This is a genomic window from Arthrobacter senegalensis (genome assembly GCF_059091765.1).
This window is the reverse complement of record NZ_JBNHGZ010000001.1, coordinates 821,334-835,445: the sequence shown is the minus strand read 5'-3', so window position 1 is coordinate 835,445 and position 14,112 is coordinate 821,334. Positions and strand designations below refer to the sequence as shown.

Annotated in this window: 14 protein-coding genes; 11 read left to right on the top strand and 3 right to left on the bottom strand. The window is 68.8% G+C overall.

Going from position 1 to position 14,112, the window contains the following annotated elements; genetic code table 11:
• The first annotated feature begins 3 nt into the window (after positions 1–3).
• The 4 genes from AC5RVG_RS03920 (at position 4) to AC5RVG_RS03905 (ending at position 4,398) form a co-directional block, all read left to right on the top strand.
• Complete coding sequence (locus tag AC5RVG_RS03920; RefSeq protein WP_494012783.1) at positions 4–531, top strand: hypothetical protein; 528 nt, start codon at positions 4–6, stop codon at positions 529–531.
• A gap of 36 nt (positions 532–567) precedes the next feature.
• Positions 568–1,713, top strand: a complete 1,146-nt coding sequence (locus AC5RVG_RS03915; RefSeq protein ID WP_494012782.1) for an SseB family protein — start codon at positions 568–570, stop codon at positions 1,711–1,713.
• 1 nt (position 1,714) lies between these two features.
• Positions 1,715–2,788: an Imm61 family immunity protein gene (locus AC5RVG_RS03910; RefSeq protein ID WP_494012781.1), complete on the top strand. Its 1,074-nt coding sequence runs from the start codon at positions 1,715–1,717 to the stop codon at positions 2,786–2,788.
• A 182-nt stretch (positions 2,789–2,970) separates the two neighbouring features.
• Positions 2,971–4,398, top strand: a complete 1,428-nt coding sequence (locus AC5RVG_RS03905; RefSeq protein WP_494012780.1) for an FAD-dependent oxidoreductase — start codon at positions 2,971–2,973, stop codon at positions 4,396–4,398.
• Positions 4,399–4,479: 81 nt separating this feature from the next.
• Here the strand turns inward: AC5RVG_RS03905 and AC5RVG_RS03900 are convergent, their stop codons facing one another.
• Positions 4,480–4,719, bottom strand: coding sequence for a hypothetical protein (locus AC5RVG_RS03900; RefSeq protein WP_494012779.1), 240 nt, complete (start codon positions 4,717–4,719; stop codon positions 4,480–4,482).
• Positions 4,720–4,960: 241 nt separating this feature from the next.
• Here AC5RVG_RS03900 and AC5RVG_RS03895 point away from each other — a divergent pair, with 241 nt between their 5' ends.
• The gene (locus AC5RVG_RS03895; protein ID WP_494012778.1) at positions 4,961–5,548 is read left to right on the top strand and encodes a TetR/AcrR family transcriptional regulator; all 588 of its coding nucleotides are present in this window, start codon (positions 4,961–4,963) and stop codon (positions 5,546–5,548) included.
• Between the two features lie 157 nt (positions 5,549–5,705).
• Positions 5,706–6,038, top strand: a complete 333-nt coding sequence (locus tag AC5RVG_RS03890; protein WP_494013001.1) for an ankyrin repeat domain-containing protein — start codon at positions 5,706–5,708, stop codon at positions 6,036–6,038.
• Between the two features lie 81 nt (positions 6,039–6,119).
• Here AC5RVG_RS03890 and AC5RVG_RS03885 read toward each other — a convergent pair whose 3' ends face one another.
• Together AC5RVG_RS03885 and AC5RVG_RS03880 are read right to left on the bottom strand one after the other, a co-directional pair.
• The gene (locus AC5RVG_RS03885) at positions 6,120–7,619 is read right to left on the bottom strand and encodes a catalase (protein WP_494012777.1); all 1,500 of its coding nucleotides are present in this window, start codon (positions 7,617–7,619) and stop codon (positions 6,120–6,122) included.
• Positions 7,620–8,081, bottom strand: a complete 462-nt coding sequence (locus AC5RVG_RS03880; RefSeq protein WP_494000561.1) for a Fur family transcriptional regulator — start codon at positions 8,079–8,081, stop codon at positions 7,620–7,622.
• Positions 8,082–8,384: 303 nt separating this feature from the next.
• Here AC5RVG_RS03880 and AC5RVG_RS03875 point away from each other — a divergent pair, with 303 nt between their 5' ends.
• The 5 genes from AC5RVG_RS03875 to AC5RVG_RS03855 all read left to right on the top strand — a co-directional run bounded on the left by AC5RVG_RS03875 (position 8,385) and on the right by AC5RVG_RS03855 (position 14,076).
• Complete coding sequence (locus tag AC5RVG_RS03875) at positions 8,385–9,665, top strand: MFS transporter (RefSeq protein ID WP_494012776.1); 1,281 nt, start codon at positions 8,385–8,387, stop codon at positions 9,663–9,665.
• A gap of 125 nt (positions 9,666–9,790) precedes the next feature.
• Positions 9,791–10,660 carry a zinc metalloprotease HtpX gene (htpX, locus tag AC5RVG_RS03870; protein WP_493979860.1) on the top strand — a complete coding sequence of 290 codons (870 nt, stop codon included), beginning with the start codon at positions 9,791–9,793 and terminating at the stop codon, positions 10,658–10,660.
• 7 nt (positions 10,661–10,667) lie between these two features.
• On the top strand, positions 10,668–11,360 hold the full coding sequence (locus AC5RVG_RS03865; RefSeq protein WP_494000558.1) for a histidine phosphatase family protein: 693 nt from the start codon (positions 10,668–10,670) through the stop codon (positions 11,358–11,360).
• A gap of 103 nt (positions 11,361–11,463) precedes the next feature.
• Positions 11,464–12,633 (top strand): NAD(P)/FAD-dependent oxidoreductase, encoded by a 1,170-nt coding sequence (locus AC5RVG_RS03860; RefSeq protein ID WP_494012775.1) that lies wholly within the window; start codon positions 11,464–11,466, stop codon positions 12,631–12,633.
• A 234-nt stretch (positions 12,634–12,867) separates the two neighbouring features.
• Positions 12,868–14,076, top strand: coding sequence for a hypothetical protein (locus tag AC5RVG_RS03855; protein ID WP_494012774.1), 1,209 nt, complete (start codon positions 12,868–12,870; stop codon positions 14,074–14,076).
• Positions 14,077–14,112: the final 36 nt, after the last annotated feature.

Here is a 14,112-nt window from a genome sequence, read left to right as displayed (position 1 = left end):
CCCGTGACATCACAGCTGCTCTCCGACGAGTTTTTGTCGGCCATGGCAACCGCGGCCTCTTCGCGGTTCCGGACCTATCAGGAGATCCGGCTGGAGTTCGAGATTTACGGTGCAACCGTCTCCTGGACGGAGATGGCACAAACGGCGGAAGGCGCATGGGTCAGCATTGACTTCTCCGACGCCGTGCCGCTGGACCGCAGGGCGTTGAAGTCGGACAAAGCCGCCAGCTACACCAAAGGCAAGGGCACATGGTTCGCCGCCCGGCTGACCCTGGTCCCTGACGAAGAGCCGCGGTTCGAACGGTTCGACACGGAGCCGTTGGAACCTGCCCCGGGCGCCCTCCAGATGCCGGTACCTCCCGCTGCGGTCCAGGCCGAGCTGGCCCTGTTTCCGCGCGAACAGGAACGGGTTCCCGGCTGGATGCGCGACATCCTCGAAAGCAACGGTTTGGACGTGCCGTATCTCGACCCGGCGACCGAAGAGCTGGTGCTTGGCAGTGAACGGGCTCCGTTCCAGGATCCCGCCCAGTAGCTCCCCCGCACCCTCCCGGAAGAAGGAACCCATTCCATGTCCGAACAGACGCCTGTGCTGCTCCGCCAACAGCAGTTGGCCGAGATACTCGCCGGCTGGATGCTGCAGGCCGTCAACTCCGAGCCCGGTTGGGACCGGATGGTGCTGGAGCTGAAACCATCCGCCGACGCCATGCTCATGCGCATCACCCAAGACCGCGGCGGCATGGCCGCGGCCAATGCCGGCGCCCTGCAGCCCGGCACCGCGCCCTTTGACGCCGCCGTCGAACTGCGCAGCCTCAGCGCGGGGGAGAACGGAGAATCCTGGCGCTCGGCAGTCGTGAACCTCTCCGCACGGGACTGGCCGGAACCGAAATACTCCCTGGACACCTACTTCAATTTCGACCAGCCCGCGCCCGATTTCGGTCTGGGAGAACCGGCCGACCAGGGACCCGCATCAGCGGCCGGGCAGGAACAGGCCGGCCGGCGCGGGCTGGATAACCGCTTGGTCGCCGACGCCGTGGCGAGATTCAGCGAGAATCCGGGGAAGACGGCGGCCGTCAATGTGTTGCGCCACCTGATCGGCAGCGAAGTGTTGCTCGATGCCACAGATAATCCCGGCCGCCCGGGCATCAGCGTCGTCGAAGTCCACGGTTCGCCGTCCGTGCTCGCCTTCACCTCGCAGGAGAAGCTGGCCGAATTCCGGGCCTCCACGGGCCGGCCGGGGGCGCCGGTGTCCTGGGTCCAGCCCGGCGAGGAACTGGTGAAGTTCGTCGACGGCCAACGGGACATTGCCTACCTCTACATCAATCCCGCCGGCCCCGCCTGCGCCCTCGGTCGTGCGGAAATCGGCTTTGCGGCCGGGAGCCTGGCCAATGTCGGCCTAAAGCGGGCAGTGGCGGGCCAGGGCGGCACCGACGCCGTCGCCGAACAGCTCAAGCGGCCCGGCGCCGTCGTTCTGGCGGTTGACCGTCCGGACGAGGGTGGTTCCGACGGAGGCCCGATCCTGCTCAAGGGCCAGGACGGCGGGCCGATTCTTCCCGTCTTCTCGTCCGGGCCGGAAGTTGCCGCTTTCCGGCCGGCGGCTCGGTTCAGGGAAGTGCCGGCGACCTGGGCCATCGACATGCTGCGCCAGAGGCCCGAACTGTCGATGGTGGTGGACCCCGCCGGCCCGGAAGCGCTGCTCCGCGCCTCGGACTTCTGACATGGCCGCCCACCTGGGGCAGCTGGACGAAGCCCTGCTGACGACAGCTGCAGAGTGGTTCGGGGGCCGCAGTTCCCTGGAGGACGGCGCCTGGACCGTCCGGAACGACTACGGCGTTCGGATGTCCATCGCGGCCGAGGCCGACGGCTTCGTCTTTCGGGACGTCATCGCGCCTTACTGGCCCGGGAAGCCGGAATACGTCCGCACCGCGGACCCGGAGGCCCTGCTGCGCTGCCTGTTGTTCCGGGCGGCGTTCTGGCAGCGCAAACGCCGCGGCCTGCGCTTTCTGGCTCTCTCCGACCAGGGGATGGATGACGCCGGCGGCTGGACGCTTCGCAGCAAGCCGCACAAGTCGCCCGCCGTGCTCGAACGTACGGGACCCGGCGGCACCGTCACCGCCGGCTTTCCGGTGGCACGCGACGCGCGGATCTTCACCCGGTATGCCGCACTTCCGATGGAGTCCCTCGTGGCGTCACTCGTCGCGGCGGACGGTGCCCCGTTGTTCGGGCCGGGCAGGCCGGGCCACGTTCTCCAAGGGCTGCCGGGCCGGCTGGCGGAACTGCCGCCCGAACGGATGGACAAGGCCGTCCAGTACGCCGCCATAGCCGAACCGCTGATCCGTGACGATCAGTGGGCGTACATGAACGCGGCCGGAGAGCGCACGACCGTCAGCGCGACCGCCGACGGGTACATCCTGGACTTTGAAATGCCGCACGACAACGCGGACCGGAAAAGGTCCTACGTGCGCACCGAGGACCCGGACATACTCACGCGGTGCCTGTTGTTCCTCAGCGGCCGGGCCAACCGGTTCCTGGAGGCAGCGGACGCCGGGGACGGTTTCCTGCCCTACACCGACCGATACGGTTGCCGGGTCGAGGACCCCGACCAGGCCTACCCCGTCACCCTCACCGGCACCAGCGAGCGGGGGGAGTTCCGGGCCTTCTTCCCCGCCGGCACCGGGGCGCGCCACCTGACCTATTACTCTGGGGCGCCCATCGAGGAGCTGCTGGCGTCGATCGAGTCGGACGACGGCTCGCCGCTGTTCGGTCCGGATCGGCTGGGAGCCGCCGGCTGAGGGCCGGACGATGCGGCAAGACTGACGAGCCGCACCGGTCCCTGGCCCCCGGCGACGCACCGCCGGCGCCCTGGAGCCAGTGAGATACGCGGCACACTGTTAGGAGGGAAACCGGCGGGCATTTAGAATAGGAAACTGTGCGCTTATTGCGCAGGAGGATTCCCGAAGAAGAAGGACTGCCCGTGTCTAACTCTGCCGAGGCCATCACCCAGCGTCCCCTGAGGGTGGCTATCGTCGGCGCCGGACCAGCCGGCGTTTACGCCGCCGACATCCTCACCAAGGCGGAGCGGGATTTCGAGGTCAGCATCGACCTCTTCGACCGCTACCCCGCGCCCTACGGGTTGATCCGCTACGGCGTGGCCCCCGACCACCCTCGGATCAAGGGCATCGTCAACGCCCTGCACAAGGTGCTGGACCGCGGCGACATCCGCTTCCTGGGCAATGTCGACTACGGCCGGGACCTGACCCTGAGCGACTTCCGGCACTTCTACGACGCGGTGATCTTCGCGACGGGCGCCATCCAGGATGCCGAGCTGGACATCCCCGGCGTTGAGCTCGAAGGATCCTTCGGCGCGGCCGACTTCGTGTCCTGGTACGACGGCCATCCGGACGTGCCCCGCGACTGGCCGCTGGAGGCCAAGGAAATTGCGGTCATCGGCAACGGCAACGTGGCGCTGGACGTGGCCCGCATGCTCTCCAAGCACGCCGACGACCTGCTCAGCACCGAGATCCCGGACAACGTCTACCGAGGCCTGAAGAACTCTCCCGTCACCGATGTGCACGTCTTCGGCCGGCGCGGTCCGGCGCAGGTGAAGTTCACCCCGCTGGAGCTGCGGGAGCTTTCGCATTCGCGCGACGTGGACATCGTGCTCTACCCGGAGGACTTCGACTTCGACGAGGGCTCCGACGAGGCGATCCGCTCCAACAACCAGACCAAGACGATGGTCAACACCCTGACCAACTGGCTGGTGGAAGAACAGGACACCGGCGCTTCCCGCCGCCTGCACCTGCACTTCCTGCACACGCCCGTGGAAATCGTGGAAGGCAGCGGCGACGGCGCCGGGCACGTGGCGGCGATCAAGTTCGAGCGCAACGAGCTGGACGGCACCGGCAACGTCCGCGGCACCGGCGAAATCGTCGAATACCCGGTCCAGGCCGTCTACCGGGCCATCGGCTACTTCGGCTCCGAGCTGCCCGAGGTCGGCTACGATGCCCGCCGCGGCGTCATTCCCAACGAGGGCGGGCGCGTGCTGGACGAGGACGGCAACCCGGTGCCGGGCATCTATGCCACCGGCTGGATCAAGCGCGGGCCGGTGGGCCTGATCGGCCACACCAAGGGCGATGCGCTGGAGACCATCGGCTTCCTGCTCGAGGACCGGCTGGACCTGCCCGCGGCCTCCGACCCCGCCGAGGATGCGATCATCAAGCTGCTCGAGGAGCGAGGCGTCGCCTACACCACGTGGGAAGGCTGGCTGAAGCTGGATGCCCATGAGCGTGAGCTCGGGGCCTCCTTCGTCCCAGAAAACAACGACGGCGATGTTCCCGCCGTCGAGCGCGAGCGCGTCAAGGTGGTCCCGCGCGAAGAAATGGTGAAGATCTCGCAGCACTGACCCGCGGAACCGGGTACCCGGTTCCGCGCGGGGAGCCCGCCCGACCCGGCGCCGCGTCGGCGCGCGTTGTGCGGCGCGCGGCTAGCGCTTGAGGTAGAAGCGCAGGACGTCGCCGCCGGGAAGTTCCACGCGGACCTTGTCGTCGCCGGGCGTGCTGAGGCGGGCTTCGGGATAGGTGGAACGCAGGCAGCTGAGCAGCGCCTGGTAAGGATCCGGGAGACAAGCATCCGGTCCGGGCGGGCTTCCCGATTCCGGGCGGTGGAGCCAGGTCCGGAAGCGGCCGCCGCACCGCTGCAGCAGGGACTGTACTGGAGCCACCATCGCCATCCTCGCCCGCTTCACTGCCGGCCGCCGGCCGGTCTGATTCCGCGTTTCTGCCCTTTCGCCCAGTATGGGAGCCGGCGGCCCTTTATCTGCGAGGCGTCCCGGCATGTCGCGGAAGAACGGGTGTCGGGCCGGCAACGACTATGCTGAAGCCGAGCCGGTGGCCGCCGCGTCCACCGGCGTCCCGATCCGCGTCGGGCGCTTCAGGTCCCACGCAGAAGGAGGCAGGGCACACCGCATGGCCAGACCGCAGAACCCGCAGCGCAAGCCGCAGCTGCTCGAGGACATCCTGGCCTACCTGCAGGACAAGAACCTCGCGGACCTGTCCTTTCGCCCGCTCGCCGAAGCCCTGGGCATCAGCAGCTACATGCTGGTCTATCACTTCGGGCACCGGGAACAGCTGCTTGAGGAGATTGTGCAACGGGTCGAGGCCGATCTCTCCGCGCCGTCGCCGGAGCAGTTGGCCGGCCTGGCGGTTCCGGAGCTGCGGCAGTTGCTGCTCCAGGTGTGGGAGCACTCGCAGACCCCGCACAGCCGCGCCCTGCAGCGCCTGGGATTCGAAGCGGCCATCCAGCAGGCGGCCGCCCGGCACACCACCCATCCGGTGCCGCCGGCGCGACCGCCCGGGTTCGTCCGCTGGCGCGATGCCGCCACCGGGTGGCTGCGGGCCCGCGGGGCAGGGGAGCAGACGGCGGCGGCCGAAGGAACGCTCTTCGCCGCCGGCGTGTGCGGCCTGTGGTTCGGGCAGGTGGTTGCCGACCAGGCCGGGGAGCCGGCGGCGGCGTTCAACCTGCTCCTGGAACGTTTCCTGGCGGCCGCCGCCTGAGAAGTCCGCGCGGCGCCGTGGTGACCCTGCGGGAGCCGCCGCCGGACGGAAGGGGCGCTCCGCCGTCGTGATTCGGCAGGGGCTCGCATACTCTGGGGGAGTGACGAACGATATACCGCTGAATGAAGAACAGACCCGACGCGTGGTTGCGCTCGCCATGGACCTGGCCCGCGAGGGTAAGACCGGTGAGCTCGCGGAGTTCCTCGACCACGGGCTGCCCGTGGACGCGCTGGATTCCGACCACAACACCCTGCTGATGCTGGCCGCCTACCACGGGCAGGAAGAGACGGTGGGCATGCTGCTGGAACGCGGGGCCAATCCCGATATCCGCAACGTGCGCGACCAGTCGCCGATCGCCGGCGCCCTGTTCAAGGGCGAGGACGCCGTGGTGTCCAGGCTGCTGGCGGCTGGGGCGGACCTGGATGCCGGCACGCCGTCCGCGCGCGATGCGGCCAAAATGTTCGGCCGCGAGCATCTGCTGGACAAGTAGCAATCCACTAGAACGAAAAAACTGCCCGGGACCGGCCGCAAGGGCTGGTTCCGGGCAGTTTTATGCCGTCAGGCGGGGCAGTTACGCCGAGTCGGTGTTCACGTCGACCGGGGAGATCTTGCCGGCCTGCAGGGCCTCGATGGCCTTGCGCACGCCTTCGCCGTAGGCCGGGTCGGCCTTCGTGCAGTTGGCGATGTGGCGTTCGATGGTCGCCTGGGAGGCGCCGTCGATGGCACGGGCGGTGTTCTCGAACAGTACCTGCCGCTGCTCGGCGGTCATCTTCTCGCGGAAGAGGATGCCGGGCTGCTCGTAGTAGTTGTCGTCGTCCTCGCGGAAGTTGAACCGGTCGGCGACGGCGCCCACGGCCTGGGCCGGGTCGCGGTAGGCCGGCTGTTCCTGCCAGCGGCCGTAGCCGTTGGGATTGATGCCTGGGGTCGCGCCCTGGTTCCCGTCAACGCGCATGGCACCGTCACGGTGGAAGGAGTTGACGAGCCCGGCGCCGCGCGGGTAGTTGACCGGGATCTGGTGGTGGTTGACACCCAGGCGGTAGCGCTGCGCGTCGCCATAGGAGAACAGGCGTCCCTGCAGCATGCGGTCCGGCGAGAAGCTGATGCCCGGAACCACGTTGGCCGGGGTGAAGGCAGCCTGCTCGACGTCGGCGAAGTAGTTCTCCGGGTTGCGGTTCAACTCCCACTCGCCAACCTCGATCAGCGGGTAGTCCTTCTTGGACCAGACCTTGGTCAGGTCGAACGGGTGGTACTTGTAGGTCTCCGCGTCGGCCTCGGGCATGATCTGGACCATGAGCTTCCACTTCGGGAAATCGCCCTTGTCGATGGACTCGAGCAGGTCGCGCTGGTGCGACTCGCGGTCCACGCCGACCAGCGCGGCGGCCTCGGCATCGGTGAGGTTCTTGATGCCCTGCTGCGTGCGGTGGTGGAACTTCACCCAGTAACGCTCGCCGGCGTCGTTGATGAAGCTGTAGGTGTGCGAGCCGAAGCCGTGCATGTGGCGGTAGGACGCCGGGATGCCGCGGTCGGACATGACGATGGTGACCTGGTGCAGGGCCTCGGGCAGGTTGGTCCAGAAGTCCCAGTTGTTCTCGGCGCTGCGCAGGTTGGTGCGCGGATCACGCTTCACTGCGTGGTTCAGGTCCGGGAACTTCAGCGGGTCGCGGAAGAAGAACACCGGGGTGTTGTTGCCCACCAGGTCCCAGTTGCCCTCTTCGGTGTAGAACTTGACCGAGAAGCCGCGGATGTCACGCTCGGCGTCGGCCGCGCCGCGCTCGCCGGCGACGGTGGAGAAGCGGGCGAACAGTTCGGTCTTCTTGCCGACCTCGGAGAAGATCTTGGCCTTGGTGTACTTGGTGATGTCGTTGGTCACCGTGAAGGTGCCGAAAGCACCGGAGCCCTTGGCGTGCATGCGGCGCTCGGGGATGACCTCGCGGTCGAAGTGGGCCATCTTCTCCAGGAACCAGACGTCCTGCAGCAGCATCGGGCCGCGGGGACCCGCGGTCAGGCTGTCCTGGTTATCGGCTACGGGCGCGCCCGCAACAGTTGTCAACGGCTTGGTGTTATCAGCCATTTAGTTATCGCTCCTTGTCGGATCTTCCAATTGAAGGTCTTTCGTGGCAGTGCAGGCGGGGCAGGTGCCCCAGAAGGTGACCTCGGCTTCGTCGATCGCGAAACCGTGGCCCTCGGCCGCCGTCAGGCACGGTGCCTCGCCCACGGTGCAGTCGACGTCGGCAATATTGCCGCACGACCGGCACACCACGTGGTGGTGATTGTCGCCGACCCGGGCCTCATAGCGCGCCGGGGACCCCGAGGGCTCGATCCGGCGCAGCAGCCGGGCGTCCGTCAGCGCCGCCAGCACGTCGTAGACGGCCTGCTTGGAGACGCCGCCGAGTTCGTCCCGCACCACACCGATGATGGTGTCGGCGTCGGCATGCGGGTGCGCGCGGACTGCTTCCAGCACCGCCGCCCGCGGACGGGTCACGCGCAGCGACGCCTCGCGCAACAAGTCCTCCGGATCCCTCATCTCGACCATGAAACGATTCTGCCACCTTTTTTGGACTGAGTCCAGAAAATTATCTGGGCTCAGTCCAATCATTACGACGGCGGCGCCGGCCGCCGGAAGGCACCTCGCCCGGGCGCGCTGCCCGCCCGGGCGCGCTGCCCGCCGGGGCGCCGCGCCGGCAGCCGCGGCGCCGGCTGCGGGGCTCCCAACGCCCGGGCGCGCCGGCCGCCGGGAGACGCCTCGCCCGGGGCGCGCCGCGCGCCGGGCCGCCACGCCGGCCGCCGGGGCTCGAACCGCCCGGGAAAGGTGCTGCGGGCAACTAGAATCTCCGCCATGCCCAAGTTGTTCGCCGATACGGCGCCGCTCAAGGAGAGCCCGGATTTCCGCCGGCTGTGGATCGGAACCTCGCTCTCCGCGATCGGCGCGCAGTTGACGGCTGTGGCGGTAAGCCTGGAGGTCTACCAGCTCACCGGGTCGACCTTGGCGGTGGGCGGCGTCGGCGTCGTCGGGCTGATCCCGCTGGTGCTGGCGGGCCTCTACGGCGGCTCCGTGGTGGATGCCTACGACCGGCGCAAGGTAGCGCTCTATTCCGGCCTGGTGTTGTGGGCCTGCACCGCCGTGTTTGCGCTGCAGGCATGGTTCCGGTTGGAACAGGTGTGGCTGCTGTACCTGGTGATCGCGGTGCATTCGGCCGCGGCCGGGCTCAACCAGCCGGCCCGCAGCGCGATCGTGCCGCGGCTGGTCCGGCGTGAGATGCTGCCGGCCGCCAATGCCCTGACCATGATGACGTTCGGGCTGGGCATGACCATCGGTCCGCTGGCGGCCGGGGTGCTGGTGGCAGGGGTGGGCTTCGGCTGGACCTACACCCTCGACGTCCTCACCTTCACGGCGGCCATCTGGGCGGTGGTCAAGCTGCCGCCCATCCCGCCCGAAGGCGAGGTCCGGAAGGCCGGCCTGCGCTCGGTGGCCGAAGGCTTCCGGTTCCTGCGCACCCGTCCCAACATCCGCATGACGTTCCTGGTGGACATGGCCGCGATGGTCCTGGCCCAGCCGCGCGCCCTGATGCCCGCCATCGGTGCGGTCATCATCGGCGGCGGCGAGGCGACGGCGGGCATCCTGCTCGCCGCTGTCGCCGCCGGGTCGTTCATCGCCGCGGTGTTGTCGGGGCCGTTGGGAGGCGTCCGCCGGCAGGGGCTGGCGGTGCTGTGGTGCGTGGTGGTGTGGGGGATAGCCGTCGCGGGGTTCGGCGCCGTCGTCGTCATGGCCGGGCAGACAAACGCCGCGGCCGCCGGGGACGTGAGCGGATGGCTCCTGCCGGCGGCCCTCTGCCTCGCCGCTGCAGGTGCGGCCGATACGGTGAGCGGCGTCTTCCGCAACACCATCCTGCAGGCGGCGACGCCGGATGCGATGCGGGGCCGGCTGCAGGGCATCTTCATCGTGGTGGTGGCGGGCGGCCCGCGGCTCGGCGATGCCGTCGCCGGCGGCGGCGGTCAGTGGCTGGGCGAAGGTTTTGCCGCGCTCGCCGGCGGTGTCGCCTGTGTCTGCGCCGTCGGGCTGCTGCACAGGTTCCAGCCGCGGTTCTCCCGCTACAACGACAGGCACCCCGAGCCCTAAGCGCCTGAGCGGAACATGGCGCCGGACTCCAGCGTTGGAATAAGTGACCGGTGGATACACTGAAAGACGGAGCCCTGTGCCTGCATGGCACGGGGCCGATGGGCGCGGGAGAGGACTCATAAGCGGTGCACAACCACTTCAATGGACTGAAAACGGCCGGCCTGCTCGGTGGGCTCTTTGCCCTCCTGCTGGCAATCGGCGCCCTGCTGGCCAGCGGGACCGGCAGCGCCAATTGGATCTGGATCATGGCCCTGATCGGCGTGGGCACAACCGCCTACAGCTACTGGAACAGCGACAAGCTCGCCATCCGCAGCATGCAGGCCTACCCCGTGACCGAAGCCGACCAACCGGGCATGTACCGGATCGTCCGTGAATTGTCTGCGCGGGCGAACCAGCCGATGCCCCGGCTCTACGTGTCCCCGACGATGGCGCCCAATGCCTTTGCCACCGGCCGCAATCCCAAGAACTCGGCCGTGTGCTGCACCGAGGGCATCCTGCGCCTGCTGGATGAGCGCGAATTGCGCGGCGTGCTGGGCCACGAGCTGATGCACGTCTACAACCGCGACATCCTGACCTCCTCCGTGGCCGCCGCGGTGGCGGGCGTGATCACGTCGGTCGCGCAGTTCCTGTTGTTCTTCGGCGGTCGCGACCGCAACGCCAACCCGCTTGCGCTGATCGCCATGTCGCTGCTGGCTCCGCTTGCCGCCATGCTGATCCAGATGGCCGTCAGCCGCACCCGCGAGTACGACGCGGACGAGGACGGCGCCACGCTGACCGACGATCCGCTGGCCCTGGCGTCGGCGCTTCGCAAGCTGCAGTACGGCACGCAGCAGGCGCCGCTGCCGCAGGACCAGAGGCTGGTCAACACCAGCCACCTGATGATTGCCAACCCGTTCAAGGGCGGCGGCGCGAAGAAGCTGTTCAGCACCCACCCTCCGATGGACGACCGTGTGGCGCGGCTGGAACGGATGGCCGGACGCCCGCTGGGCTACTGAGGCCGGCATGCGGCTGCTGCTGATCCGGCACGGGCAGACCCACTCCAACGTCCGCGGGCTGCTGGACACCGGTGCCCCCGGCGCCGAGCTGACCGACCTGGGGCATGCACAGGCGCGGGCGCTGCCGCAGGCGCTCGACGGCGAGCCGATCGACGCCCTGCTCGCATCCACCCTCGTGCGCGCCCAGCTCACGGCGTCCCCGCTGGCCGCCGCCCGGAAGCTTGAGACGGACGTGCGGGACGGGCTGCGCGAAATCTCGGCCGGCGAGCTGGAAATGCGCGGCGACCGCGATTCCATCATTGCCTACATGACCACGGTCTTCGCCTGGGCGGCGGGCGACCTGGAGCGCCGGATGCCGGGCGGCCCGGACGGCCACGAAACGTTCGGACGCTTCGATGCCGTGATTGAAGAAGCCCGATCCTCCGGCATCGGAACCCTGGCGGTGGTCAGCCACGGCGCCATGATCCGCAGTTGGGCCGGCGCGCGGGCGTCCAACCTGACGGTCCCGTTCGTGGCCCGGAACCAGTTGAGCAACACCGGGGTGGTGGTGCTCGACGGTGGTCCCGACGGGTGGGAGGCGCTCACCTGGATGGGCCAGGCCGTTGGCGGGCCCGAACTGGCCGACCCGCTCACCGACGGACCGACCGCCGATCCGGTCAACCCCGGGAGCGTCCCCTCCGGCCCCGACTCCCGGGACTGACAAGCAAAAAACCGCGCAGACCCGGAGCGGCCGCCGGCCGATGTCACACATCTGCCGGCGGCGGTGTCCTGTCTCTGTAACCACACACGAGAGGGAGTTCACGGTGAGCGCTAAGCATCAAATTGTCATCATAGGGGCGGGCTACGCCGGAGTCATGGCCGCAAACCGGCTCGCCGGCAGCAAGGAGCTGGCGGGCAGGATCTGCGTGAGCGTCGTCAACCCTTCGGCGGACTTCGTCGAGCGGATACGGCTGCATGAGGTCGCGGCGGGAGGCCGGGAATCGGCCGCCGTTCCGATGGAGTCGCTGCTGCACCCGGAGGCCACCCTGGTGGTCGGAACGGCCTCCCGGATCGATCCCCGATTGCGCACCGTCCACTTCGACGACGGCCGGGCCGCGCTGGAGTATGACTTCCTGATCTACGCTCCCGGCAGCGCGAGCCAACCCGTCCCCTCGGGATCAGTCGGCTTCACGCTGCAGGACGCATCCTCCGCCGCCCGTCTGCAGCACGCGTTGCAGCAGTTGGCTCCCGGCGCCGTCGTCAGCGTCATCGGTGGTGGCCTGACCGGCATCGAGGCAGCTGCCGAAATTGCCGGGGCGCTTCCGCGATTGAAGGTGCGGCTGGTCTCGCGCGGGCGGACAGGTGCGGACCTGTCCGAGCGGGGCCGCCGAGCCCTGCTGGCACAGTTGGCGGACATCGGCGTCGAGGTCATGGACGGAACCCGGGTGGACCGGTCGGACGCGCAGCGCATCATCCTGTCGGACGGCACGGCCGTGGGCTCAAACTGCACCGTCTGGGCGGCCGGTTTCAGCGCTTCCGGCCTCGCCGAAGCGAGCGGGTTGGCCACCGATGACCGCGGCAGGCTGCTCGTCGACTCAACGCTGGCCTGCCCCGGGTACCCGGAGATCGTCGGCGCCGGAGACGCCGTCCGCCCCCAGGACACGGTGGCCTCGCACCTGCGGATGGGCTGCGCCGTGGCCATGCCCATGGGTGCCCACGCCGCAGAGAACGTCATCGCCCGGATCCGGCAGCGCTCCCCTCAGGAGTTGTCCGTCGGGTTCATGGTGCGCTGCATCAGCCTGGGCCGGCGGTCTGGACTTGTCCAGCCGGTGCATGCCGACGACACCCCGCGCCGGTTCGCCCTGGGCCGCAGGGGCGGCGCCCTCGTCAAGGAACAGGTGTGCCGCATGACCCTGTCGTGGATCCGGGGCGAGCTCAAACGCAGCGGTTCGTACAGTTGGCCCCGCGGCCCCCGCACCGCCGCGGCACGGTAACCGCAGCACTCGGAGGGGGCGAGGGGCGCGACCGCGTACTCGGTTTCCGCGGGCCTGATTACCGGCGGGAGCGGGGCAAATACCCGGCTTCCGGTGGGCAAACACGGGGATGTATTTGGCCCACTACTCGACTCTTGCGGATCCGCCTGAGTTCCGTTGCCCCCGGTTTAGTCCGCCTGTTAGTGTCGCCGGATCCGCGCCGCGCGGGGTTCAGTTGGGGGAAGAGAGTTCATCATGCGTTTTTCGTCATTGGTGGCCGCGACGACGTTGGGGCTCGTCGTCGCATTGGCGCCAGCCGGCCCGGCGCTCGCCGGTCCAGCCGAACGGCAGGCCGCCTGCACAGCGCTGGGCGGAACGCTCAGCGGCAACGGCAATAATCAAACCTGCACCGTCGAAACCGTCGTCGTAGGTCCGGATGTTCCGTCAGGCACCCCGACGACCACATTCAGCCCGGACCGGCCCGTGGGCGACCCTGTCACCGTGGACACGTCGCTTCCATCCCGGCAGCCGGATCCCACGGTGACAACCGAGGAACGCAACGTCGGCGACGCGACTGTCGTCAGGACCGAGCGCGCCGGCACCCCGGTCGTGACCGAGGAAGAGCGCAACGCCGGCGAGGCCGTCAGCGAGGACGTCGTTGTTCCCGGCACGCCGACGTCGACAACCCGGACGGAGCGGGGCACGCCGACGAGCACCGAGACGCCCGCGACCACCAACTGCCGCAGGGTAAACAACGAGCGGGCGGCAAAGCCCGTGGAGAGATGCGAAAGGGCCGTCCTGACCACGACGACGACGCCCACAACGATCGTCACCACGACGACGACCCCGCAGGAACGGGTCACCACGACGACCCAGCCGCGGGAAACGCTGATTACCACGACGACGCCGTTCACCGAGGTCTTTACCAGCACCCAGCAGCGTGAAATGTGCACCACCACGACCTACCAGACGGTGGTCGCCACCGCGACGACGCAGCAGACGGAGCGCACGGCGACGACTACGCAGCCGACGACGCGGACCACCACCACGACGACCACCACGTACAACTTCCCGCGCGGCACCGACGTCCCTACCCCCACCGGCGTGCCGGTGGTGACGCAGGAAACGGAACCAGGGACTCCTGTGGTGACGGAAGCGGTGGTTCCCGGCACGCCGATCGTGACCACCGGAACCCGGCCGGGCGACGAGGAATCGGAGACCGAGTGCGCGCCGATCGCTCCCGTGGTGACGGTCACCGAAGGGGAAACGAGGCAGGAGGTTACGACGGCGACCGTGCCCGCAGAGCCGGTTGTCACCGTGACCCGTGAGGACATCGAACCGCTTGTCGTCGAGACCGAGGCCCCGGGGGCGCCGATCGTGACGACCGACGTCCGCAGCACCGGGCAGACCTGCTACAACAACCCCTCTAACGCAGAGCAGAGGAGCAACCGCTGCGCAGCCTAGCTCCGAACGGGTTCACTGACGCTGCCGCCTTCCCTC

Bases quoted from the DNA above. Each gene is read 5' to 3' on its own strand.
- AC5RVG_RS03895 (WP_494012778.1), top strand. From the start codon at position 4,961: ATGGCCAGACCGCAGAACCCGCAGCGCAAGCCGCAGCTGCTCGAGGAC.
- AC5RVG_RS03910 (WP_494012781.1), top strand. From the start codon at position 1,715: ATGGCCGCCCACCTGGGGCAGCTGGACGAAGCCCTGCTGACGACAGCT.
- AC5RVG_RS03915 (WP_494012782.1), top strand. From the start codon at position 568: ATGTCCGAACAGACGCCTGTGCTGCTCCGCCAACAGCAGTTGGCCGAG.
- AC5RVG_RS03855 (WP_494012774.1), top strand. From the start codon at position 12,868: ATGCGTTTTTCGTCATTGGTGGCCGCGACGACGTTGGGGCTCGTCGTC.
- AC5RVG_RS03865 (WP_494000558.1), top strand. From the start codon at position 10,668: ATGCGGCTGCTGCTGATCCGGCACGGGCAGACCCACTCCAACGTCCGC.
- AC5RVG_RS03900 (WP_494012779.1), bottom strand. From the start codon at position 4,719: ATGGTGGCTCCAGTACAGTCCCTGCTGCAGCGGTGCGGCGGCCGCTTC.
- AC5RVG_RS03880 (WP_494000561.1), bottom strand. From the start codon at position 8,081: ATGGTCGAGATGAGGGATCCGGAGGACTTGTTGCGCGAGGCGTCGCTG.
- AC5RVG_RS03885 (WP_494012777.1), bottom strand. From the start codon at position 7,619: ATGGCTGATAACACCAAGCCGTTGACAACTGTTGCGGGCGCGCCCGTA.
- AC5RVG_RS03890 (WP_494013001.1), top strand. From the start codon at position 5,706: ATGGACCTGGCCCGCGAGGGTAAGACCGGTGAGCTCGCGGAGTTCCTC.
- AC5RVG_RS03875 (WP_494012776.1), top strand. From the start codon at position 8,385: ATGCCCAAGTTGTTCGCCGATACGGCGCCGCTCAAGGAGAGCCCGGAT.